We start from the raw sequence: 23,326 nt of genomic DNA, 5'->3' as shown, positions 1-23,326 counted from the left end.
TCAGCGACCCTCGCCGCCGAGAACCAGGCGGAGCGAGCGGGCAAGCTCGTCGCGGCGGTAGGGCTTGTTCAGCACCGGAAGGTCGCCCTGTCCGATGACCTGCCCCTCGTCGAGGTTCGCGACGTAGCCCGAGGTGAGCAGAGCCTTGATGCCGGGCCTCAGCTTCTGCGCCTCGACGGCGAGCTGCGACCCGTTCATGCCGCCCGGCATCACCACGTCCGAGAACAGGATGTCGATGCGCTCCACGCCCTTGAGGTACTCCAGCGCCTCGGCGGCGTTGCGGGCGACGACGACCCGGTAGCTCAGCTCCTCCAGGCTCTCGACCGCCATCGCGAGCACCTGCTCGTCGTCCTCGACCAGCAGGACCGTTTCGCCCGCGCCGGCCCGGCGCAGGGGCAGGGCCGCGGCCGGCCCGGTCCCCGCCTCGTCGCCGGCCGGGTCGGCGGAGCGCGGGAAGTAGAGGCTGACCGTGGTGCCCCGGCCGAGCTCGGACTCGATCTGCGCGAACCCGTTGGCGCTGCGCGTGAAGCCGTAGACCTGGCTCAATCCGAGCCCCGTCCCCTTGCCGACCTCCTTGGTGGTGAAGAACGGCTCGAACACGCGCTGGAGCTTGTCGGGCGCTATGCCGCTGCCGGTGTCGCTGACCGACACGACCACGTACGGACCGGGCGAGATCCCCTTCTCGGCGACGGCGGCCGTTCCGAGGCGGACGTTGCGGCTCGCGACGGCGATGCGGGCGTGCCCGTCGCCTCCCTCCATCGCGTCGCGCGCGTTGACGACGAGGTTCAGCACGGCCGCCTCGAACTGCGCCGGGTCGATGCGGATCGGGTCCAAGGCCGGGTCGAGGTCGAAGACGAGCTCGACCGCCCCGCCCGCCGCACGCTCGGCCAGCGGCTTGAAGTCCAGCAGCAGGCGGTTCGGGTTGAGGGTCTGCGGGCGCAGCATCTGCCGGCGCGAGAAGGCGAGGAGCTGCTGCGTGAGCTGCTCGCCGCGCCGCGCGGCGCCCATCGCCGCCTCGGCCAGCCGCTTCACCCGGTCGATCTGCTCGGGCCGGCGCAACATCATGTCGAGGCCGCCGACGATGACGGTGAGCAGGTTGTTGAAGTCGTGGGCGACGCCTCCGGTCAGCTGCCCGATGGCCTCCATCTTCTGGGCTTGGCGCAGCGCCTCCTCGGTGAGGCGCTGGTCGGTGCGGTCCATCAGGATCCCGGCGATGCGCAGCGGCAGGCCGGCGTCGTCGTGCTTGATCTGCCCCCTCAGCGCGATCCAGCGCACCTGCCCGTCGGCGCGCCGGATGCGGCACTCGAGGTCGAGCTTGCCGGTCTCGAGGGTCGCCGTGAAGGCGCGCTCGACGGTCTCGCGATCCTCCTCGACGATGTGGGCGAGGAAGCTCTCCCGGTCCCAGCGCGGTCCCGTCCCCTCGTACCCGAAGACGGCGTTGAAGCGGGGCGAGCGGCGCGAGGCGCCGGTGCGGTAATCGAGATCCCACGAGGCCAAGCCGGCGGCGTCGAGCGCGAAGGCGAGGGTCTCGTGCGCCGCCTCGACCTCGCGGGTGCGCTCGGCGACCCGGCGCTCCAGGTCCTCGTTGGCGAGCCGGAGCTGCTCCTGGGCCCGCTCGCGTTCCAGCAGGTGTTCCCGGGCCTGGTACTGGCGGCGGCGCGCCCGCAGCGCCGACGCCGCGGCGCTGGCGAGCGTCTCGGCGTTCACCGGGCGCTCCAGGAGGACGACGTTCCCGAGCCGGGCGAGCAGGCGCGACGCGGGCTCGGAGCGGCGCCCGGCCTGGCGCGTCGCGAGCACGATGAAGGGGAAGTCGGACCAGGGCGGCTGCGCGTCGAGCCAGGCGAACAGGTCGTCCGTCCGGCCTTCGCCGAGCGCCTCCTCCGTGACCAGCGCGGCGCCCGCACCGGCCTGGAGGCAGGCGAGCCAGCCCGAGATGTCGGGACAGGCCTCCGCGCGCGTGCCTGCCCGGTCGAGCACCTGTTCCGCGACCTGGGCGTCGCGCCCGCGCGGCGCCAGGATGAGGACGCGCTCCTCGTCGGCCGGCGCGGTCACCGGGCCCCGCCGTCGGACGGGGCCCGGCCCGTCAGCATGGCCACCTCGCCGCGGTAGGACGGCAGGCCCGTGAGCACGCCCTCGAAGTCGCCGAGGGACTCGCCCACCTGCAGCCCGCTCGCGGACAGCCTCAGCTCCCGGATGGTGCGCTCGTGCGCATTGACCCGGCTCTTCACCACGGAGAGCGCGGTGCGCACCTGCCCCTTGGCCTCGAAGAAGCGGAACAGCAGGATGCAGTCGCTGAGGTAGCTCAGGTCGACGTCGGTGCGCACCTCGCCGACGACACCGTGCTGGCCCAGCACCAGCATCGTCGTGACGCCCTGCTGGTTCAGGTAGCTCAGGAGCTCGTGCATCTGCAGCAGCAGATACTGCTCGCCCGGCATCGCGTGCAGGTAGGCGTTCAGGCTGTCGATGACGACGAAGGCGGACCGCTGCTCCTCGACGGCTTCCCTGACCAGGGTCGCGAACTCGCCCGGCGAGAGCTCGGCGGGGTCGATCTGCGTGATGGTCAGCCGGCCGGCCTCGACGTGGGATCCCAGGTCCATGCCGAGCAGTGACGAGCGCGCCAGCAGGGTCGCGAGGCCCTCGTCGAACAGGTAGTAGGTCGCGCGTTCGCCGCGCTCCAGTGCCGCCAGCATGCACCGGATGGCGGTCGTGGTCTTGCCGACGCCGGAGGGGCCGAGGAGCAGCGTGTTGGTTCCCGGCACCAGGCCGCCGCCGAAGAGCATGTCGAGCTCGTCCGAGCCGGTCGACCTGCCCTTCGGGTCGAAGCTCGCGTGGTGCTCGGCGGCGACCAGGCGGGGGAACACCCGCACGCCGCCGGTCTCCAGGGCGAAATCGTGGTAGCCGCCGCGGAACTTGATGCCGCGCATCTTCACCACGCGAAGCCGCCGCCGCTCCGACCCGTACTCGCGCGCCAGCTGGTCCAGGGAGAGGACCCCGTGGGCGATGCTGTGGAGCTGCACGTCCCCGGTCTCGGAGGTCTTGTCGTCGAGCATCAGCACGGTGCAGGCGCGCTTGGCGAAGAACCTCTTCAGCGCGAGGATCTGGCGCCGGTAGCGCAGCGGGTTCTGGGCGAGCAGGCGCAGCTCGGAGAGGCTGTCGAACACCACGCGATCCGGCCTCAGCTCGTCGACCCGCGCGATGACCTCCCTGACGGTCTCGCCGAGCTCGACCTCGGACGGGTGCAGGATCGACTGCTCGCTGTCGGGGTCGAGGCCCATATCGTCGACGAGCTCGTAGACCTCGATGCCGTCGAGCGACCAGCCGTGCGTCGCCGCCGCCGACCGGAGCTCGTCGGCGGTCTCGGACAAGGTGACGTAGAGGGTGCGCTCGCCCCGGGCGAGGCCGTCCCGCAGGAACTGCAGCGCCAGCGTCGTCTTGCCGGTCCCGGGCGTGCCCTCCAGCAGGTAGAGCCGGCTCGGCGTCAGGCCCCCGCGCAGGACGTCGTCCAGGCCCGGCACGCCGGTCGAGATCCTTGGGCCCTCGCCGGCCGGCTGGCTCGTTGCGCTATCGGTCATGGTCTCGGTCGAGGCTCCGTGGCGAGGGGCAGGCCCCGGCGGACCGGCACGGTAGCGGCTCCCCAAATCCTTGTCAGCGCTCGCGAGGACGCATCGTGGGGATCCCCGAAGGCGTGCCGCGTGGCGGGCGGTGCTTCCCGTCACGCGGCACGCGCGGAGCCGACATTCCCATCATGGCCCGCCTCCTGAGGCGGGGCAGGGCGCGCGACTGCCGCCACGGGCTCCACGCACGGGCTCCACGGCGGCGTCGCTACGCCGGCAGGCGGAGGGCGAGCGCCGCGGCACCCGGGGGCGTTCGCGGGCGCGGCATCGCCGCGGCCGGGCAAGGCGGCGGATCGTCGTCATCGTCCTGGCGTCCGGGGCGGCCGTATCGGCGCAGGCTCGCGAGACCGCGCGCCCGCTGGCGCGGCGGCTCCCGCCGCGCCGGGACGGCGATGGCCTCGCGGTCGAGCTGGGCCAGGACCGCCAGCACGGTGTCCACCGACACAGGCTCGGCCCGGCAGCCGGCCAGGCAGCGCAGGCCCGGCGCGTTCTCCAGGGCGCAGGCGTCCGAGGCCCACGACGCGAGGACTGCGCGCTTCTCCCCGCTGGTCAGGTGCGGGTGCGCCAGAACCTCACGCGGGTGCCGGAACACGTCGCCGGGCGCCACGAGCGCCTGCCATGCCTCGAACGACGCGGGCTGACTGCCGGGCGGGTTCATGAGACCGGAATGGGTGAGATGCGTCTCCATCGTCGACACGGGTCATCCTCCCTGATGGTGCGGGACGTTCCACGAGAACGGGCCGGGGAGGGCGCGCTCCCCCGGACCATCCATTCGCTGTCGCGGGGCTCAGGCCACCCTGGCGCGGTCCTCGACCTGGGCCGGCGCGTTGTCCTGCCCGATGGCCGCCTGGGCGCCGCCGATCGCGATGCGGCGGGGCTTCAACGCCTCCGGCACCTCACGCTTGAGATCCACGGTCAGCAGACCGTGCTCGAGGGATGCGCCGATGACCGTCACGTGGTCGGCCAGGTTGAAGGTCTGACGGAACGCGCGCGCGGCGATGCCGCGGTGCAGATACTCGTGCCCCCCGTCCTTGTCCTTCCTCTGCCCGGTGACGAGCAGCGTGGTGTCGTGCTGGGTGAGCTCGATCTCGTCCTGGGAGAAGCCGGCGACCGCCATGGTGATGCGGTAGGCGTCATCCGCCACCTTCTCGATGTCGTAGGGCGGCCACTGCGTCGACGGCTCGATCCGGGCGGCCTGGTCGAGCATCGAGAAGAGGCGGTCGAAGCCGACCGTGGAACGATAGAGCGGCGCGAAGTCGTAGGTCCTCATGACCACATCCTCCTTGCGAGCAACGTGATGACGAGGGCCGCCAGACACCTCTCGTCCGGCGCCCACCATGCGAGCCCATGCGGGCCTCGCACGCGCGTAACGCGGATGATCGGACGTCGTTCCGTTTTCGCAAAATTTTTCGGGGCGGGGTCCCGTCACTGCGCAAGCGCACTCCGGATGTGACGGTGACGGGCGGCGGCGAGAATCCGGAGGGCTGTGGGCGTCCCCAGGTCCGCGTATCGGTTGCGCCCACCTTGCCCGACGTGGAAGAATATCGGCACAGTTATGATGATTTTTATCCGAGATTTAATTGAAAACCCATATTTTGAGGGCAATGTGCTGCGCCCAAAGCATTTCGATCGCGCTACGATCATGTTGCGATGCATAATATTATGCGATATATTTCTAAATATACAGGTCAAATGGCAAGAATATTTGAGGAAATTCGCTATTAGATTTTTATCTTTTTGCAAGTAATTGAATTGAGATAAATCATCTACAAAATCATACAATAATGCACTCGCCGTTGATTATTCCTGCCAGAAGCAGAAGAGGCTTGCACAGCTTGTCGAAATCCGGCGGCCGATGCGACTACGCCAGATCAGCCGGGCGCTGCGTATGCCAATCCGTGACCTGCTGGATCGCGTGGCCGGCACGGCACAGGAGGGCCTCCGACAGATGGGGCCCGACGAGCTGCACGCTCAAGGGCAGGCCGGCGGCGTCGATGCCCGCCGGCAGGGTGATGGTCGGGCTGCCGGAGAAGTTGAACGGCGCGGTGAAGCGCAGGATGCGCAGCAGCACCTCCGGATCCTGGCCGTACTCGCCCATTCGCGCGAGGCTCGGGACCGGCACCGGCATGGTCGGCACCAACAGGAGGTCGACTTCCTCGAAGAGGGTGGTCAGGGCGCCCGAGAAGGCGAGCCGGTCGTGGTAGATCGCGCCGAACTCCGGCCCGGTGACGCGCCGCCCCTGGTCGATGAGCCCCGCGAGATCCGGGCCGTAGTCCGCCGCCCGTGCCGGATAGGTCTGCTGGTGGGCGAGCGCCGTTTCGACCGAGCAGAACGGGATCCAGCCGCGCACGAGATCGCCGCTCGCCGGAACGTCGATCTCGCGGATGCGTGCGCCGCACGCGCGCAGGACCGCTTCGGTCTCGTCGAGGGCGCCGATCACCTCCGGATCGATGCCGTCGGTGACGAAGCGCCGATCGATGCCGATCGTGACGCCGCGAATCGGTCGGCTGATCGTGCCGAGGTAATCGTCGACCGGCGCCGGCACGGCGGTCGGATCGCGCGGATCGGCTCCCGCGATGACGCCGAGGATCGCCGCCGCGTCGGCGGCGCTGCGGGCCATCGGGCCGACATGATCGAGGGAGGCCGCCAGGGGGAAGACGCCGTGGCGGCTCACCCGACCCCAGGTCGGCTTGATGCCGGTCAGCCCGCAGGTCGCGGAGGGAAAGCGGATCGAGCCGCCGGTGTCGGAGCCGAGCGAGCCGTAGCAGAGTCGCGCCGCGGTGGCGGCGCCCGAGCCGGTCGAGGATGAGCCGAGCCAGTGGCCGCGGCCCCAGGGGTTGAGCGGGCCCGGATTGTCCGGATGATGGCTGGTGTAGGCGCCCTCGGTCATCGCGAGCTTGCCGAGGATCACCGCGCCGCCCTGCTCCAGCCGCTCGACCACGGTGGCATCGGCCTCGGGCACGGTGTCGCGACGGATCGTCGTACCGGCACCGGTCGGCGCGAAGCGCGTGTCGCACAGGTCCTTGATGCCGAGCGGCACGCCGTGCAGCGGCCCGCGGCTGATGCCCAGCGCAGTCTCGCGGTCCGCCCGCGCGGCGGCCGCGAGCGCGTGCTCTGCCGTCACCGTGGTGTAGCTGCGGTATTCGCCGTCGAGGGCATCGATCCTGGCGAGCATCGCGGTCGCGACCTCGACGGCGCTCACCTGCCGCCGACGGATCGCCTCGGCGATGAAGACCAGTGACTCGTCGTGCAGGGTCGCGGACATCGGCGGTTTCCCTCTCGGTCGGTCGCATCCTGTCAACAGAGCGCTGGCTCGTCTGGCTCCCACGGGCCATTCGGCTTGGCCCGAGCTGTCAGAACCTGGAATGCGCTGGCACCGGTATTGCGTGGGTGCGGACGCGGCGCCCTCGTCGACGCCGCCGAACGCCGGAGGGACAGTCATGGCATCGCTCACCGCCTCGCCGCGATCGGCCTTCGCCCCGCAACCTTCGCCCGCGCCGATCACGACCTTCGACACCACCGTGCTCGCCGAGAAGTACCGCTTCTCCTACTGGCGCGACGCGATCTGCGCCCATCTGAGCCCGTCGGAAACGGTGCAGAGGATCCCCGGCCAGCCTTTCGCGGCGCGGCTGCGGAAGGTGGCGTTGGGCAAGGTCAATGTCTGCGACATCCGGTTCTCGCCGATGGCGAACCGCCGCGACGCCGCCTGCCTGCGGCAGAGGCCGGACGACGACGTCTTCGTGGCTCTGATGAAGACCGGCACCGGCCGGCTGGTGCAGGACGACCGCTGCGCCCTTCCGTCCGTCGGCGACCTGGTGATCTACGACTCGGCGCGCCCCTTCCTGTGGGAGTTCGAGCAGGACACCCGGATGATCATCGCGCGCATCGCGCGGCGGCAGATGGCGGCGCGCCTGCCGGATCTTCCGCACCTCGCGGCCCGGGTCATCCGGCCCGGCCAGCCGCTCGCCTCGATGATCGCCCACACCATGACCGACATCGTCGAGCTCGAGGCACCGCTCAGCGAGAGCTGCTCGCAGCGCCTCGGCATCTCGTTCCTCGAGCTGCTCGCCGCCTCGCTGGAGGCGAGCCTGACCGCGCCGGGACGCCGGGTCGCCGACGAGGACCTGGTGCGCCAGGCCAAGACCTTCCTGCTCGCCCATATCGAGGAACCCGACCTCGACCTGACGACGGTCGCGGACCGCCTCGGCGTGTCCCTGCGCACCCTCTGCCGCGCCTTCGCGGCCGACGGCACCACGGCGATCCGCTGGCTGTGGCAGCAGCGGCTGGCGCTGGCCCACCGGCTGCTCGAGGAGGGACGGGCCCGCAACGTCGGGCAGGTGGCGATGCAGTGCGGCTTCAGCGACTTCTCGCATTTCAGCCGCGCCTTCAAGAAGACCTACGGGGTCATGCCGAAATCGGTACTGCGGCCGGCGGCGGGCTGAGCGCCGGTCGGGCGCGATGCGCCCCGGGAGACGGGCCTTTCCCGATGCGGCGGCTCTCAGCCCGCCAGCGCGACCGCCGCCCGCTCGGCCACCAGGATCACCGTCGCGTTGAGGTTGGCCGAGATCATCCGCGGGAACACCGAGGCGTCGGCGACGAACAGGCCGTCCAGCCCGTGCACCTCGAAGCTGCGCGGGTCGACGACGGCCCCGGGATCGGAGCCCATCCGGCAGGTGCTCGACGGGTGGTAGAGCGAGGCGAGGTGGCCGCGCACGTGCCGGGCGAGGCCTTCGTCGTCCAGGCATTCGGCCGAGGGGCTGAGCTCGTGGGCGATCACCTCGGCGAGCGGGCCCGCCGCCGCGATGGCCCGGTTGATCCGCACCCCCTCGATCAGGGTGGCGAGGTCGCAGTCGCCCTCGTCACCTAGGTAGCGCGGGTCGATCGCCGGCGCCATGATCGGGTCGGCGGAGCGCAGGCGGATCTCGCCGCGGCTCTCCGGCCGTTGCAGCACCGCGAACAGGGTGAAGCCGGAGCCCGGATAGAGGAAGCGGCCGTAATCGCGGTGAGGGGCGGCGATGCCGTAGAGCTGGAGGTCGGGTTCGATGCCGTGTCGCGTGGCGACGTGGCCGCCGGCCGCGGCCCAGTTCGAGGTCCGCGGGCCGCTGCGGTGCGCCTGCCACGCGGCGAAGCTCCCGGCCGCGTCCAGGGCGCCGAGGCCGACCGGGCGCTTGGCCGCGAAGGCGAGGGTGATGGCGGGATGGTCCTGCAGATCCTGGCCGACACCGGGGAGGTCGTGCACCGGCGCGACCCCGACGGCTCTCAGCGCGTCCGCCGGGCCGATGCCGGAGAGCATCAGCAGGTGCGGCGAGGCGATGGCACCGGCCGCGAGCACGACCTGCCCGGCCCGCGCCCGCTCCGACCGGCCGTTGCGCAGGTACTCGACGCCGACGGCGCGGCCGTGCTCAACCACGATCCGGGTGACGAGCACGCCGGTCTCGATCGCGAGGTTCGAGCGCTCCCGCGCCGGATCGAGATAGGCCCGCTTGGTGCCGAAGCGCTCGCCGCCCTTCGTGGTCAGCTGGAAGAAGCCGACGCCCTCCTGGCTGCCGCCGTTGAAATCCGGGTTCGCCGGATGGCCGGCCGCCACGGCGGCATCGTGCCAGAGCGTCTCGCCCTCGTCGCGATAGGGGCAATCCTCGACCGGCAGCGGGCCGCCGGTGCCGTGCAGCGGGTGGTTGCCGAAGCGGGCGTTGTCCTCGGAGGCCAGGAAATCCGGCAGCACGTCGCGCCAGCCCCAGCCGGGGCAGCCCATCGCCTCCCAGCCGTCGTAGTCCGAGGGCAGGCCGCGCAGGTAGATCATGGCGTTGAGCGAGCCGGAGCCGCCGAGCATCCGGCCGCGGGGCCAGAAGATCCGCCGGTGGCGGCAGCCGGCTTGAGGCTCGGTGTGGAAGCCCCAGTCGACCCCGGTGTTGAACAGGCTCGGCCAGTCGGACGGGATCACGGCGCCGAGGGGCGGCTCGCCGCCGGATTCCAGCAGCAGCACCCGGCGCGCCGGGTCGGCGCTGAGCCGCCCGGCGAGCACGCAGCCGGCGCTGCCGGCGCCCACGATCAGGGTGTCGTAGGTGGTCATCGTGCGGAGATCTCGTCGGCGGTCACCAGGATGACCTCGCCGTCGAGGATCGGCTGGGCGGTCGCGAAGAACCGCGCCACCGCCTCCGAGCCGTTGTGCCGGTCCATCGCCGCCGCATCGGCGAACCGCTCGTAGGTGGTGAAGCGCGTGGGGTCGCCTTCATCCTGCGAGACGAAGAAGCCGACCGTGTCCGGCTCGTTCGCGGCGACGTGGGCCGCCACGTCGAGGAGGGCGGCCCGCAAGGTGTCCTCCGCGCCGGACCTGGCGCGAAGGATGGCGCTGATGGTCTTCATGGCCGTCTCAGAATGTCTTCCAGTCGCCGGCGGCCTCGAAGGCGGCGGCGGCCTGGTAGATCGCGCTCTCGTTCCAGTCCTTCGCCGTCAGCATCAGCCCGACCGGCAGGCCGTCGACGAGGCCGCAGGGGATCGACATCGAGGGGTTGCCGGTCACGTCCATCGGCGAGGTCGAGGCGACCATCTCGAAGGCCCGGGCGACGATCTCCTCCAGCGGCGCGCCCTTCTCCGGCAGCTTGGTGGCGGTGCAGGGCAGGGTCGGGCACAGCAGCAGGTCGTAGGTCTGGAAGCACGCCGCGAAGTCCGCCCGCACCTTGCGGGCGAGGTTCTGCGCCTTGGCGTAGTAGCGGCCGCGGTAATGGGTCAGGCCCCACTGGCCGATCAGCATCGAGATCTTGAGGGTCTCGGACAGGTCGTCGGCCTTGTCGCGCCAGGCCGAATGGGCGTCGAACAGGCCGACGTCGTAGGCGCCCTTCCAGTTGAAGCCCATGCCGTTGCCGAGCATCATCTGCTGGGTCAGGCCCTCGAGGCCGATCGGCTGCCAGACCGCCGCCGCCATCGTGTAGGCCGGCAGCGAGACCTCCTCGACGGTGGCGCCGAGGGCCTCGAACCGGGCAGCAGCAGCCCGGACCTTGTCGGCCACCGCCTCCTGCATCCCGGGGGCGGAGATGCCCTCCATCAGCAGGCCGATCTTGAGGCCCTTCGCGCCCTTCTTGAGCCCTTCCGTGTAGGCCGCGACCTGCGGCGCGACCTGGCGCGGGTCGAGCCCGTCGGGACCGGCCAGGACCTCGAGCAGCAGGGCGTTGTCGGCGACGCTCGCGGTCATCGGGCCGGTATGGTCGATCGTGGTCTCGATCGGCATCACGCCGGTATAGGGCACGAGGCCATGGGTCGGCTTCATGCCGTAGATCCCGCAATACGAGGCCGGGATGCGGATCGACCCGCCCTGGTCGCCGCCGATCGCGAGATCCACCTCGCCGGCGGCCACGAGCGCGCCGCTGCCCGAGGACGAGCCGCCGGCCGAGTAGCCCATCCGGTGCGGGTTGTGGACCGGCCCCGGATCCGAGGTGTGGCTGCCGCCCGAGAGGCAGAAATGCTCGCACACCGCCTTGCCGAGGATGGTGGCGCCCGCGTCCAGCATCCGGGTCACGATGGTGGCGTCGGAGGCCGGCACGAAGCCCTCGAGGGTCGAGGCGCCGTTCATCATCGGCACGCCGGCGAGCGCCACGTTGTCCTTGAGCGCCACGGTCTTGCCGGCGAGCTTGCCGGTATCGGCGCCCTTCACGGTGCTCTTCCAGTACCAGGCGCCGAGCGGGTTCTCCTCAGGGCTCGGCCGGGTGCCGGGCGTGCGGGGGTACTTCACCTCGGGGATGAAGTCCGGCAGGGCGTCGATCAAGTCGTAGGCGTCGAACGAGGCGTCCATCAGCGCCCGGTAGGCGGCGGCCTCCTCGTGGGACATCGACATGTACAGGCTGGCGGCGAGTTCGCGGACCTGGGCTGCGCTCGGGCGGGTGATGGCCATGGGGCGTCTCCTCGGTGGTGGGTGGGGTGTCGAGCGCGACGAGAGTTCACGCTCGCGTTCGTGCTCCTCCGCGTCGTCCCGGATTCTCGCCTGCGGCGAGCCCCGGGATGACATGGAGGGTATGAGAGCCGTTGAGAAAGTCGAACAGAGTAGGGTTATGCCGCCGCCATCCCGATCCGCCCCGCCAGCAGGTCCTCGCGCGAGACCTCGCCGGTGATGCGGCCCTTCTGGATGCCGAGCACCCGGTCGGACAGCGAGGTGATGAAGTCGAGGTTCTGCTCGACGATGATCATCGACAGGTCCCAGCGCTTCTTGAGCGCCAGCAGCGTCTCGATGATCTCCTCGATGATCGAGGGCTGGATGCCCTCCGTGGGCTCGTCGAGGAGGACGAGCTTCGGCCGGGTGCAGAGGCAGCGGGCGAGCGCCAGCAACTGCTGCTCGCCGCCCGAGAGGGCGCCGCCGCGCCGGTCGAGCAGGCGCACGAGGCGAGGGAAGTCGGCGAGCACGTCGTCGATGATGCGGGGATCCTCCCTGGGGGCGCTGGCGAGTCCCATGCGCAGGTTCTCGCGCACGCTGAGCGTGGAGAAGATCTCGCGGCCTTGCGGCACCAGGCCGAGGCCCAGGCGGGCGCGCTGGTGGATGGGAAGCCGCGTCACGTCGGCACCCGAGAAGCGCACCGTGCCGGCGGTCGCGGCCAGGTGGCCCATCAGCGTCCGCATCAGCGTGGTCTTGCCCATGCCGTTATGGCCGAGGATGCCGAGATACTCCCCGGGCGCCAGCGTGAAGTCGACGCCCATCAGGATCGGCACCCGGCCGTAGCTCGCCCGCAGGTTTTCGACGTCGAGAAGCGCGCTCATGCTGCCACCTTCTTGCCGAGATAGACGTCGCGCACCCGCCGGTCGGCCAGCACGGCGTCGATCCCGTCCTCCATCATGATCCGGCCCTGGTGGAAGACCGTGACGGTGCGGGCGATCATCTTGATGAACGCCATGTCGTGCTCGACGACGACGATCGCCCGGGTCTGGTTGATCTCGCGGATGATCTCGGCGGTGCGGTGAGTCTCCTCGTCGGTCATGCCGGCGGCGGGCTCGTCGAGGAGGATCAGCTCGGGGTCGCCGGCCAGCACCGTGCCGATCTCGACCCATTGCCGCTGGCCGTGCGAGAGCTGGCCGACGGTGGCGCCGGCCAGATGCGTCAGCCGGATCTTCTCCAGGATCTCGTCGACCAGGGGCTTGGTGAATTTCGGCGTCGTCTTGCGGCGGGCCGAGAGCCAGATGTTCTCGCGCACCGACAGCCCGTTGAACACGTTCGGCACCTGCGTCTTGATGCCGATGCCGAGCCGGGCGATCTGGTGGCTCTGCAGGCCCGTCACCGGTTGGCCGCGGAACGCGATGGTGCCGGAGGTGGGGGTGAGCTGCCCGGTGAGCATCTTGAAGAAGGTGCTCTTGCCGGCGCCGTTCGGGCCGATGAGGCAGCGCAGCTCCATCTCACCGAGGGTGAAGCTCACGTCGTCGTTGGCGACGACGCCGCCGAAGCGCATCGTCAGGTGCTCGGTCTTCAGGAGGGGGACGAGGGGGTCCATGTCATTCGGCTCCCGCGATCTGGGTCCGGGCGGACGCGGGCGCCCGGCGAGGGCCCGTCCGGCGGCCGAGCCCGGCAAGCGCGTCCCGGAGCGTCGGCACGATGCCCCTCGGCAGGAGCAGCACGAAGCCGACCAGGATGACGCCGAGCACCAGGTTGGAATTGAAGGCCTGCTGCGAGCCGATCTTCGCGTTGAGGAACTGGATCAGGACGCAGCCGACGACCGGGCCGATCAGGGTGCCGAGGCCCCCGACGGTGATCCAGATGATGATCTCGGCCGAGAGCGACAGCGAGAAGATCGTCGGGCCGACGAAGGCGCCCCAGTTGACGTAGAGCGCGCCGGCGAGCCCCGCGACGGCGCCGCCGACCATGAACACCCCGAGCTTGATGAGGCGCGGATCGTAGCCCAGCAGCGCCGCGCGGGTCTCGTTCTCGCGCACCGCCACGGCGATGCGGCCGAAGGGACTGGCGAGCAGCAGCCGCATCAGCAGGTAGACGGCGATCAAGGCGCCGCCGGTGACCCACCAGCCGGCTTCGGGCGTGAGCACCGCGTCCGGCGTGTAGGGCGCGTTGAAGGTCGGCACCGAGGGGATGCCGTTGAAGCCGCCGAGCCGCGCCTGGCCGATCGTGTAGGCGTCGCCCGCCGTCGAGTTGACGACGTTGAACAGGATCAGCGTGACGGTCAGCGTGATGACCCCGAGATAGACCTCGCTGATCCGGCCGTAGAACACGAAGTAGCCGAGCGCCGCGGCGAACAGGGCCGGAAACAGGATCGCCAGCAGGATCGCGTTGGTCGAGTCGCCGAAATTGATCGCCGCCACCGCGTAGGTGTAGCCGCCGAGCCCGAAGAACGCGGTCTGGCCGAAGGACAGGATGCCGCCGAAGCCCCAGATGAAGCCGAGGCTGAGCGCCAGCACGCCCATGGCGGCGAACAGCGTCATCTGCATCAGGGTGAAGAGTTCGAGATAGGTCGGCAGGACGACCACCAGGGCGATGGCGCCCAGGACGGCGAGGCCCTGGAGGAGGCGCGACAGGGGTGCGGGCATTCAGAGCGTCCCCTTGAAGAAGCGGCCGGAGATGCCCTGCGGCAGCAGGCGGATGAGCAGGATCGCGGAGAGGAACAGGATCACCTCGCCGTAGACCGGGGTGGTGAGGAAGGCGCCGAGCTGGTTGACGAAGCCGAACAGCCCGGCCGCCGAGAGCGTGCCCGAGATGATCGCCGCGCCGCCGCCGACCACGGTGATGAAGCACTTGGCGACGAAGGCGGTGCCCATCACCGGGGTGATGCCGGAGACGGGCGCCAGGAGCCCGCCGGCGAGCCCCGTGACCGCGGCGCCGATGCCGAAGGTCGCCATGTAGACCTTCGCCGGGTTGACCCCGAGCGTCGCGGCCATTCCGGGGTTCAGCATCACCGCCCGGGCGACGAGGCCGAAGCGGGTGAAGCGGAGCACGCCGTAGACGAGGGCCATCATCAGGACGGCCATGGCGAGGAGGAAGATCGTGTACCAGCTCGACCGGTAGGCCCCGAGCTGGAACCCGCCGAGCGGCGTCGGCACGCCGTTGATGGTGTTGCCGAAGATCGTGGTGACGAGGCCGATCAGGCAGAGGCTGAGACCCCAGGTCGCCAGCATCGAATCGACCAGCCGCCCGTACAGGAACCGGATCAGGCAGCGCTCGATCACGAGTCCGACGAGTCCGACGGACAGGGGCGCCACCACCAGCATCGCGATCCAGATGTTGAGCCCGGCATTGGCCGAGATCACGGTGGCGTAGGCCCCCAGCATCACGAACTCGCCGTGGGCGAGGTTGATGATCTTCATCATCCCGAAGATGATCGCGAGGCCGAGGCAGAGCAGGAACAGGGAGGATGCCCCGTTCACGACGTCGAGCGCGATGATGAGTGACAGATCCATGGCGTCATCCGGGCGGGGGAGGGGGGTTTATCGCGTGCCGTTCAATCGAATGGGCCTTCCGGTCCTGCCACCCTCCGCGTCATCCCGGGGCCGCGAAGCGGAGCCCGGGATCCAGAACCGCGGATGATTCAGAACATGGCGGACAGCGTTCCGTCCTATCCTTTCCGACCTGCGTGTCTGGATTCCGGGCTCCGGTTCGCGGCCCCGGAATGACGCCGAGGGGATGAGTACCGCGAGTTGATCGACCCGATCTCTAGATCGAGATCTCGTACTGCTTGTTGTCGCGCGGGTTCTTGATCAGGTTGCACACCGCCGCGGTGTCCTGGGGCTTGGCGTCGGGATAGGTCTCGCGCACCGCCCATTTCCGGTCCTTGACCGCGGCCAGATAGGCGTTGCGGGTGACGTGGTGGGTGGCGTGGTCGACCGTGACCTTGCCGGTCGGCCCGTCGAAGGACAGGCCGGTCTCCAGCGCCTCGGTCACCGCCATCCGGTCGATCGAGCCCGCCTTCTTCACCCCCTCGACCCAGAGATAGAAGCCCTCGTAGGTCCCCGCCGCCAGCTCGCTGATGTAGGGGATGCCGGGGGATTGCTTCTTCAGCTTGGCGACGTAGGCGGTGCTCGCCGGGGTCGTCAGTTCCTCGAAGTAGCCGTAGGCGCCGAGGATGCCGTCGCTCTCGGCGGCGTTGAGCGTCGTCGGCTCGTTGACGAGGCCGAAGGTGGTCGAGGCGATCGGGATCTGGTCCTTCATCCCGGCCGAGGTCCATTGCCGGTAGAACGCGGTGTGGTTGCCGCCGACCAGCGCCGAGAGCAGAAGGTCGGGCTTCACCGACTGGATCTTCGAGATCGTCGGCCCGAAATTCGTCACGTCGAGGGGGAAGAAATCGACCGCGACCGTCTCACCGCCCTGGTCCTTGACGTATTTCTGCATCCACTTGGCTGTGATCTGGCCGTAATTGTAGTCGGCGGCGATGATGTAGACCTTCTTGGCCGGCTTGGCTCCCTTCGTCATCGCGTAGGGCACCAGCTTCTCCACGGTCTGGGCCGGGGTGGTGCCGGTGCAGAAGGTGTTGCGGTCGCAGACCCCGCCCTCGTACAGCACGTTGTAGAAGTACAGCACGCGGAACCGGTTGAAGGTCGGGCGGATCGCCTCGCGCGAGGCGGAGGTGATGCCGCCATGCACTACTGCCACCTTGTCGCGCACGGCGAGCTGCTGGGCGTATTGCGAGTACATCTGGATGTTGGACTGGGTGTCGTAATGCACGAGCTGCAGCGGCCGGCCGAGGAGGCCGCCGGCGGCATTCACCTCCGCGATCCCGAGCTTGAGGCTCTCGACCATCGGCGTGCCGGAGGCGGCGATCGGCCCGGACTGGTCGTGCAGCGAGCCGACGAGGATCGGCGTCTCCCCGCGGGCGGACCGGAGCAGGGCCGGCATCGCCAGGGTGGAGAGCGGAACGGCAGCCGCGGTGCGGAGGAGGTCACGACGCGAGAGGGCCATTCGGGTCCGGGCTCCTTGCAGCATGAGGGGCATTGCCGCCGACCCGAGGCTAGAGGACGCGAGACGGCCGGCGCTTGCCTGTGCTGACCAAAAAACTGGACTGGCTGCGCCACGCCCGGCGCCGGACGCACCGCCGCGGGAGCACGGGACGTCGACCGTCGCACTCCTCGCGGGACAGGAGGGCTGCCCGGGAAGAGGGAGCGGCGCAGATCCCTCTCCCGACAGGAAGACGGAAGCCCGCGCTTGACGAATTTCAGAACAGATCAGGCGGATTTCATATGAGCTTGCGCCGGACGCTCAGAGCCTGTTTGACTCGCTTGACAGTATGAACACCCTCCTGGTCATTCCAGGGCCGCGCAGCGGGACCCGGAATCCAGACACGCAGTTGCCGTAGGATAAAGCGGCGCGCTATTCGCTCTTTCCTGAACAATCAGTGGCTCTGGGCGTGCCTTAGGCACGCCGGGCTCCGCTGCGCGGCCCCGGAATGACCAGTGACGTCGAGATCGAGAGAAGCCAATCATACCCTCGCGCCTTCGCATCGACACGTCGATGCGAAGGCGTCCGGCGCATCAGCGCCGGCGCCCGTTCGGGCTTGCCTTGCGCCTCCGAACGGGTCCGTTCGAAGGCGCGGCGGTATCAAACAGGCTCCCACGCGTCGATGCGAGAACGCGCCGGTACGAGGCGCCCCGGTCTCGGCGGGTGCCCGCTCACGACTGGGCGGCGGTCTCCGCGTCGATCACCGGGGCAAGGGCTGCGGCGATCGAGAGCAGGCGCGCGTCGGCGTAGCGGGGGCCGACGAGCTGGATGCCGACCGGCAGCCCGCCCGGGCCCAGCGTGCAAGGGATGCTCAGGCACGGCCCGTGCAGGAGCGTCCACATCGCGTTGAACACGTGGTCGCCGGTATTCTGCAGGCCGTGCGGCGCTTCCCCGGGACTGGCGGGCGCCAGCACCGCGTCGACGCGCTCGAACAGGGCCGAGAAGGCGCGCCGGCACTCGGCCGCGAGGTCGTGGGCGGCGATCATCCGGTCCGGGGTGATGCCCTTGGCGTTCTCGGCCCGGTCGACGAAGTCCCGGCCGAGGCGCGCGCCCTGGATCAGGAGCTCGTCGAGGAAGGCGGCCCGGCCCTCGCCGAACATGATCGTGTCCTGCGCCTCGAACAGCCCCCCGAAGGCATCCGGCAGGACGAGATCCTCGACCGCGACACCGGCCCGGGTCAGCCGCTCGGCAGCAAGCGCGAAGGCCCTCTCGCCGCCAGGCTCGATCCGCGACCAGTACGGCGTCCGGCACAGGCCGATCCGGAGCGCGCGCGGAGCGGGCGCCGGCTCGTGCCCCACCCCGTCGAGCCGGAAGGCCTCGGCGACCAGCACGAGGTCCTCGACCGAGCGGCCGTACCAGCCGATCGTGTCGAGGGAGTTGGCGTAGATCTTCGCGCCCTCCCGGCTCACCGTGCCCCAGGTGGGCTTGAGCGCGTAGATGCCGTTGAACGAGGCCGGGCGGATGAGCGAGCCGCCGGTCTGGGTGCCGAAGGCGAGGGAGACTTGGCCATCGCCCACCGCCGCGCCGGAGCCGGACGACGAGCCGCCAGGGCTGTGGGCCGGGTTCATCGGGTGGCGGGTCGCCGCCCGGCGCCCGGCGGCGGCGAACTCCACCGTGTCGGTCTTGCCGAGGATCACGGCGCCCAACGCCCGCACCACGCCGACGCAGGCCGCGTCCCGGGCCGGACGGTGTCCTTGCCAGTTCGCGGAATTGTGGGTCGTCGGCATGTCGGCGGTGTCGATCATGTCCTTCACGCCGAAGGGCAGGCCGTGCAGCCGGCTGATGCGCGGGCGCTTGTCGACCTCCCGGGCCGCCGCGATGGCGGCGCGGGGATCGAGGTGCAGCCAGGCCTTGACTGCGGCGTCGCGGGTCTCGATCCGCTCCAGGCAGGAGCGGACCAGGGCCTCGCTCGTCAGCCGGCCGTCCGCGATCGCGCGCGAGGCCGCGGCGGCGGTGAGGAAGCAGGGCTCCGTCATCGCAGGGGCACCCGGAAGACGTGGGCGGGCTCGTCCTCCTTGCCGGGCTGGCGCGGGATCGCGAGCCCGGCCGACGCGGCCTTGTCGAAGAGGAGGGCGAGTTCCGCCACCTCCGCAGGGGACAGGCCGGCGAGGCCGTAGCGCGCGGCGTAGCGCTCCGCCTCGGCGCGCAGCTCAGGCGGCACGGGCGGCAGGGTCGGGTCGGGCATGATCGGCTCCGGGAGGTGCGAGGCGGGCTCGGCCTTGCGGGCCCGCCAGGGTGTCGTCGCCTCGTAGGCCTGTGCCACTCGCAGCACGGTCGCCTCGTCGAAGTAGCGGCCGGCGACCTGGGCGTTGAGCGGCAGGCCGCCCGCGTCGAAGCCGGTGCAGAGCGAGAGAGCCGGATGGCCGGTGACGTTGAACACCGGGCAGGCGGTGTCGCGGGTGAAGGCCGGCACGGTTCCGGGCTCGCGCAGGCTGGGCGCGACGTGGAAGGCGCCGGGCATGAGCAGGGCATCGACCGAGCGCATCAGCGCGTCGGTCGCGAGCGCGAGCCGCCGCCGCTCGCGCAGGGCCGCGATGTAGTCGACGGCCCGGACGCAGAAGCCGGTCGCCATCTTGGACCGCAGGGCCCGGCCCATGAGGCCGCGCCGGGCGAGGAAGTCCTGCTCGTGGATCGAGAAGGACTCGGCCCAGTTGATGGTCCAGGCCACCGCCTGGTAGGCCGAAAGCGGCGCCGGCAGCGCCACCTCCCGGACGATCGCGCCGGCCTCCGCGAGACGCGCGGCGGCGTCCTCGAGGGCGTCGCGGTTCGCCGGGTCGACGGCGTCGCCCGCCGGTCCCAGATCCCGCACGATCCCGATCACCAGGCCGCGCACGCCCTCATGCAGGCCCTTCCGGTAATCGGGAACGGGCGCGGTCGCGCTCGATGGGTCGCGGGGATCGAACCCGGCGATGGCGCCGAGCACGATCGCCTGGTCCTCCACGGTCCAGGTCAGGGCGCCGGTGTGATCGAGCGACCAGCAGTTCGGCAGGCAGGCGGCGCGGCTGTTGCGCCCGAAGGTCGGCTTGAGCCCCTGCAGGCCGCAGGCGGCGGCCGGCAGGCGGATCGACCCACCGGTGTCGGAGCCGAGCGCGAAGAGGGCGGTGCCCGCGGCCACCGCCGCGCCCGCCCCGGTCGAGGAGCCGCCGGTGAAGCGGGCGAGGTCCCAGGGGTTGCGGGCCACCGGCCAGGGCAGGTCGTGGTAGACCTGGCCGTCGCCGGTGCCGTACTCCCAGGTGTTGAGCTTGCCCATCAGGATCGCGCCGGCCCGCTCGAGCCTGGCCACGATCGTGGCGGTCTCCGCCTGAGGGAGGCTGTCCTGCATCAGGCGCGAGCCGCCGGTCGTGGGCAGGTCGGCGACGTGGTAATTGTCCTTGATGCCGAACGGGATGCCGTGCAGGGGCCCGCGCCAGCCGCCGGCCGCGATCTCGGCCTCGGCGGCCCGCGCCGCCGCCCTGGCGCGCCCGGCGAGCACCAGGATGTAGCTGTTCAGGCGGTCGTCGACGGCCGCGATCCGGTCGAGCACGGCCTCGACGAGGGCGACCGGCGACAGGCGGCGCGCCCCGATCAGCCGGCCGGCCTCCGCGACGGAGAGGGTGTGAAGCTCGCTCATCGGACCGGTGCCCTGTTCTCGCGCCATGGCGTCGCCGCCTCGTAGGCGGCGGCGACCCGCAGGATCGTCGCCTCGTCGAAGCGGTGCCCGACCACCTGCCAGGAGAGCGGCAGCCCCGCCGGCGTGAAGCCGGTGCACTGGACGAGGCTCGGATGGCCCGACAGGTTGAACGGCGTCATCGCGGTCTCGACCGTGAAGGCGACCATCTCGTCCTGCCGGTCGAGCCGCGGCGCGACCCGGAACGTGCCGAAGGTCACGAGGGCATCGAAGCCGGACAGGAGCCCGTCGATGCCCTCCGCGACGACCCGGCGCTGGCGCTGGGCGGCGATGTAGTCGACGGCCCGCTGCAGGGTGCCGCCATGCATCTTGTCGCGCAGGGCCGTGCCCATCAGGGCGGAATCCGTGCGGTACTCGGCTTCGTGGATCGAGGCCGATTCTGGCGGGCCGATGAAGCGCGAGAGCGCGAAGCACGCCTCCGCCGGCACCGGCAGCCGCGTCTCGACCACCTGCGCGCCAAGGCCGCGCAGGGTGTCGAGGCCGGCGTGCAGGGCTGCCGCCATCGCCTCGTCCGGGGCCGGGAAGCCGGGGCCCGGATCGGTCACGGCGGCGATGCGCAGGCCGCCCACGCCCCCGGCGAGGCGCCGGGGATAGTCCGGCACCGGCACGTCCTCGGTCACCGGGTCGGCGGGATCGTAGCCGGCGAGCACGCCGAGCACGATCGCGGAATCCTCCACCGTCCAGGTGAACGGGCCGGGGATGTCGAGGGAGTAGCAGTTCGGCAGGAGGCCGTGGCGGCTGACCCGCCCCGGCGTCGCCTTGACGCCGACGACCCCGCAGGCGGCCGCCGGCAGGCGCACCGAGCCGGTCGTGTCCGAGCCGAGGGCGAACATCGCGGTTCCGGCCGCGACGGCGGCGCCCGCCCCCGTCGAGGAGCCGCCGGCGAAGCGCGCGAGGTCCCAGGGGTTGCGGGTGGTGGGAAAGACGGTGTCGCCGTACTCGCCGCCGTTGCCGGTGCCGTACTCCCAGGTCGAGAGCTTGCCGAGGCAGATCGCGCCGGCCGCCTTCAGCCGCGCCACCAGGGTGGCGTCGCGGGTCGCGACGTGGCCGAGGCGCAGCCGCGAGTTGGCGACCGTCGGCAGGCCGGCGACGTCGTAATTGTCCTTCACGGCGAAGGGCAGGCCGTGCAGGGGCCCCCGCCGCCGGCCGGCGGCCAGGGCGTCGGCCGCGCTCCGGGCCGCCGCGCGGGCGCCCTCGGCATCGACGTGCACGTAGCTCGGCATGCGGGCATCGACCGCGGCGATCCGTTCGAGGAACGCCTCGACGAGGTCGACCGGCGAGAGCGCGCCCGCTGCCACGCGCCGCGAGGCCTCGGCGACGGTGAGGCGCCACAGGGGGTCTTCGGTCATGACGCGGCCTGCCGGGAGGAGGGGAGGGAGCCGCTCACGCGACCACCACGGGGGTGAGGTCCTGCAGCCAGCTCTGGGCCTGGACGAAGCCCGTGACGTTGGGGGCGAGCGCCCGCGGGTTGAGGTCGTGGACGACGAAGATCCACATCGCGTCCTCCACCACCACTTCGTGGAGCTTGCCCAGGAGCGCGTTCTGCGCCTCCGGATCGAATTCCTGCTTGGCCGCCTTGGCGAGCGCCTCGGCCCTGGGAGTGTAGTAGCCGCCCCAGTTGAACCCCGAATCCTTCATGAACCGGCTTGCCGGGCCGATCAGGCCGATATCCGGGTCCCAGTAGGCGAAGGAGTTGTTGATGCCGTGCCGGCCCTTGTTCTCCGGCGCGGCGGCCCCGAGGCGGCGGCGGGTGCGCAGGGTCTCCCAGTCCATCACCTCGAACTCGACCGTGATGCCGACGTCCTGCAGGTTCTCCTTGATGAACTCGTTCATCGGCAGCGGCTGCATCTGCCCCGAGCCGGACGGCGAGATGATGATCCGCGCCCTGACCGGCCTGTCCTTGCCGAAGCCCGCCTCGGCGAGCAGGGCCCGGGCGCGGTCGGGGTTGTAGCCGAGGTCGAGGGTCGGCTTGCCGAACCAGGGATGGCCTGGATCGATCATGCCCTTGGCGGGTGCCGCGAGCCCGCCGAGCAGGCTCACCAGCCCCTCGCGGTCGATCGCCATGTTGGCCGCTCGGCGCACCCGCACGTCGAGGAAGGGCGAGCCTTCCTCGAAGCTGAGCATGTAGGGCCAGATATGCGGGTAGACGTTGGTGACGATCTGCATCTTCGCCTGGCGCAGGCGCGGGATCGCGTCGGGCGGCGGCGCCTCGACGAAGTCGACCTGGCCCGACAGCAGGGCGGCGACGCGCGAGTTGACGTCGGGCATCGGGATCAGCACCAGGCGCTCGGATTTCGGGATCCGCGCCGTGTCCCAGTGGTCCGGGTTGCGCACGAGCTCGGCGCGCTCGCGCGCCCGGACGCTCTCGAGCCGCCACGGCCCGGTGCCGGAGGGCTTCTGCGCCACCTTGTTCCAGTCGCGGCCCATCTCTTCCCAGCGCGCCGGGCTCGACATGAACACGCTCGCCAGCGAGTAGGGCAGGACCGCGTCGACGACCTTCGTGGTGATCTCGACGGTGCTCTCGTCGATCTTGCGCCAGCTCGCGATGCCGCCCGTGTAGAGGCTTCCCTGCGTCGCCTGCGGCAGGTCGAACTGGGGCGCGGCCTTGTTGAGGAGCTTGTCGAGGTTCCACACCACCGCGTCGGCGGTGAAGGTCGAGCCGTCGTGGAAGCGCACGCCGCGACGGAGCCTGAACGTCCAGACCCGCTTGTCCTGCGGGTCGACCGTCCAGCTCTCGGCGAGGCCCGGCACGATGCGCGCCGCCCGGTCGCCGTGGGAGAGGTCCCACCGGGTGAGGCCGTCGTAGAGCGTGATGCCCATGAAACGGACGCCCTCTGCGCCCTGGCTCGGCTGCCCGGTGGTGAGCGGGATGTCGGCCGCCGTCATCGCGACCCGCAGCACCCCGGGCCGCGATTGGGCGCGCGCCTCTCCGACCGGGCCGAGGCCGAGCGAGAGGCCGGCGGCGGCGCCGAGCTTGAGAAATTCGCGCTTCTTCATGCCGTGTCCTCGCCCGTTGCTGAGACGGCCCCGTTCGCGCTCCCCCCGTCCGGCCGGGTTCGCCCCGCCGGCTCGTCGTCACTTGAGCGATCCGGTCAGCAACCCACGTGCCAGGAGGGCGGCGCGGCGGAGGATTGT

The 23,326-nt window shown here is 70.8% G+C and carries 18 protein-coding genes; 1 reads left to right on the top strand and 17 read right to left on the bottom strand.

The window, feature by feature from the left end:
* The 5 genes from VQ02_RS07900 to VQ02_RS07880 all read right to left on the bottom strand — a co-directional run bounded on the left by VQ02_RS07900 (nt 1) and on the right by VQ02_RS07880 (nt 6,879).
* On the bottom strand, nt 1-2,052 hold the full coding sequence (locus VQ02_RS07900; protein ID WP_048443630.1) for an ATP-binding protein: 2,052 nt from the start codon (nt 2,050-2,052) through the stop codon (nt 1-3).
* Nucleotides 2,049-3,572: an ATPase domain-containing protein gene (locus VQ02_RS07895; protein ID WP_048443629.1), complete on the bottom strand. Its 1,524-nt coding sequence runs from the start codon at nt 3,570-3,572 to the stop codon at nt 2,049-2,051. Before VQ02_RS07895 ends, VQ02_RS07900 begins: the two co-directional genes overlap by 4 nt.
* Before the next feature lie 250 nt (nt 3,573-3,822).
* Entirely contained in the window at nt 3,823-4,311 is a 489-nt protein-coding gene (locus tag VQ02_RS07890) for a hypothetical protein (protein ID WP_053080280.1), read from the bottom strand.
* 90 nt (nt 4,312-4,401) lie between these two features.
* Nucleotides 4,402-4,884 (bottom strand): Hsp20 family protein, encoded by a 483-nt coding sequence (locus tag VQ02_RS07885; RefSeq protein ID WP_048443627.1) that lies wholly within the window; start codon nt 4,882-4,884, stop codon nt 4,402-4,404.
* A 591-nt stretch (nt 4,885-5,475) separates the two neighbouring features.
* Nucleotides 5,476-6,879, bottom strand: a complete 1,404-nt coding sequence (locus VQ02_RS07880) for an amidase (protein ID WP_048443626.1) — start codon at nt 6,877-6,879, stop codon at nt 5,476-5,478.
* Nucleotides 6,880-7,054: 175 nt separating this feature from the next.
* Between VQ02_RS07880 and VQ02_RS36825 the strand changes: the two genes are divergently transcribed.
* Entirely contained in the window at nt 7,055-8,056 is a 1,002-nt protein-coding gene (locus VQ02_RS36825) for a helix-turn-helix domain-containing protein (RefSeq protein WP_048443625.1), read from the top strand.
* Nucleotides 8,057-8,112: 56 nt separating this feature from the next.
* Here VQ02_RS36825 and VQ02_RS07870 read toward each other — a convergent pair whose 3' ends face one another.
* From VQ02_RS07870 to VQ02_RS07815, 12 genes are all read right to left on the bottom strand, one after another.
* Nucleotides 8,113-9,684, bottom strand: a complete 1,572-nt coding sequence (locus VQ02_RS07870; protein ID WP_048443624.1) for a GMC family oxidoreductase — start codon at nt 9,682-9,684, stop codon at nt 8,113-8,115.
* A complete protein-coding gene (locus VQ02_RS07865; RefSeq protein WP_048443623.1) occupies nt 9,681-9,977 on the bottom strand; it encodes a putative quinol monooxygenase in 297 nt (98 codons plus the stop codon). Before VQ02_RS07865 ends, VQ02_RS07870 begins: the two co-directional genes overlap by 4 nt.
* A gap of 7 nt (nt 9,978-9,984) precedes the next feature.
* Nucleotides 9,985-11,499 (bottom strand): amidase, encoded by a 1,515-nt coding sequence (locus VQ02_RS07860; RefSeq protein ID WP_048443622.1) that lies wholly within the window; start codon nt 11,497-11,499, stop codon nt 9,985-9,987.
* Nucleotides 11,500-11,654: 155 nt separating this feature from the next.
* Nucleotides 11,655-12,356, bottom strand: a complete 702-nt coding sequence (locus VQ02_RS07855; protein ID WP_048443621.1) for an ABC transporter ATP-binding protein — start codon at nt 12,354-12,356, stop codon at nt 11,655-11,657.
* Complete coding sequence (locus VQ02_RS07850; RefSeq protein ID WP_048443620.1) at nt 12,353-13,081, bottom strand: ATP-binding cassette domain-containing protein; 729 nt, start codon at nt 13,079-13,081, stop codon at nt 12,353-12,355. The genes VQ02_RS07855 and VQ02_RS07850 overlap by 4 nt, the downstream gene beginning before the upstream one ends.
* Before the next feature lies 1 nt (nt 13,082).
* Nucleotides 13,083-14,126, bottom strand: coding sequence for an ABC transporter permease subunit (locus tag VQ02_RS07845; protein ID WP_048443619.1), 1,044 nt, complete (start codon nt 14,124-14,126; stop codon nt 13,083-13,085).
* On the bottom strand, nt 14,127-14,993 hold the full coding sequence (locus VQ02_RS07840) for a branched-chain amino acid ABC transporter permease (protein WP_048443618.1): 867 nt from the start codon (nt 14,991-14,993) through the stop codon (nt 14,127-14,129). It abuts the gene before it with no gap.
* A gap of 253 nt (nt 14,994-15,246) precedes the next feature.
* Nucleotides 15,247-16,488, bottom strand: coding sequence for an urea ABC transporter substrate-binding protein (locus VQ02_RS07835; RefSeq protein ID WP_048443617.1), 1,242 nt, complete (start codon nt 16,486-16,488; stop codon nt 15,247-15,249).
* A gap of 707 nt (nt 16,489-17,195) precedes the next feature.
* Nucleotides 17,196-18,500: an amidase gene (locus tag VQ02_RS07830; RefSeq protein WP_048443616.1), complete on the bottom strand. Its 1,305-nt coding sequence runs from the start codon at nt 18,498-18,500 to the stop codon at nt 17,196-17,198.
* A complete protein-coding gene (locus tag VQ02_RS07825) occupies nt 18,497-20,161 on the bottom strand; it encodes an amidase (RefSeq protein ID WP_083469109.1) in 1,665 nt (554 codons plus the stop codon). The genes VQ02_RS07830 and VQ02_RS07825 overlap by 4 nt, the downstream gene beginning before the upstream one ends.
* Nucleotides 20,131-21,540, bottom strand: a complete 1,410-nt coding sequence (locus VQ02_RS07820; protein ID WP_048443615.1) for an amidase — start codon at nt 21,538-21,540, stop codon at nt 20,131-20,133. The genes VQ02_RS07825 and VQ02_RS07820 overlap by 31 nt, the downstream gene beginning before the upstream one ends.
* Nucleotides 21,541-21,574: 34 nt before the next feature.
* A complete protein-coding gene (locus VQ02_RS07815; protein ID WP_048443614.1) occupies nt 21,575-23,188 on the bottom strand; it encodes an ABC transporter substrate-binding protein in 1,614 nt (537 codons plus the stop codon).
* Nucleotides 23,189-23,326 lie beyond the last annotated feature (138 nt).

Origin of the sequence: Methylobacterium variabile (genome assembly GCF_001043975.1) — a bacterium.
In the GTDB taxonomy this organism is placed as follows: domain Bacteria; phylum Pseudomonadota; class Alphaproteobacteria; order Rhizobiales; family Beijerinckiaceae; genus Methylobacterium; species Methylobacterium variabile.
The sequence above is the reverse complement of the archived record's forward strand: the minus strand, read 5'-3'. Positions and strand labels throughout refer to the sequence as shown.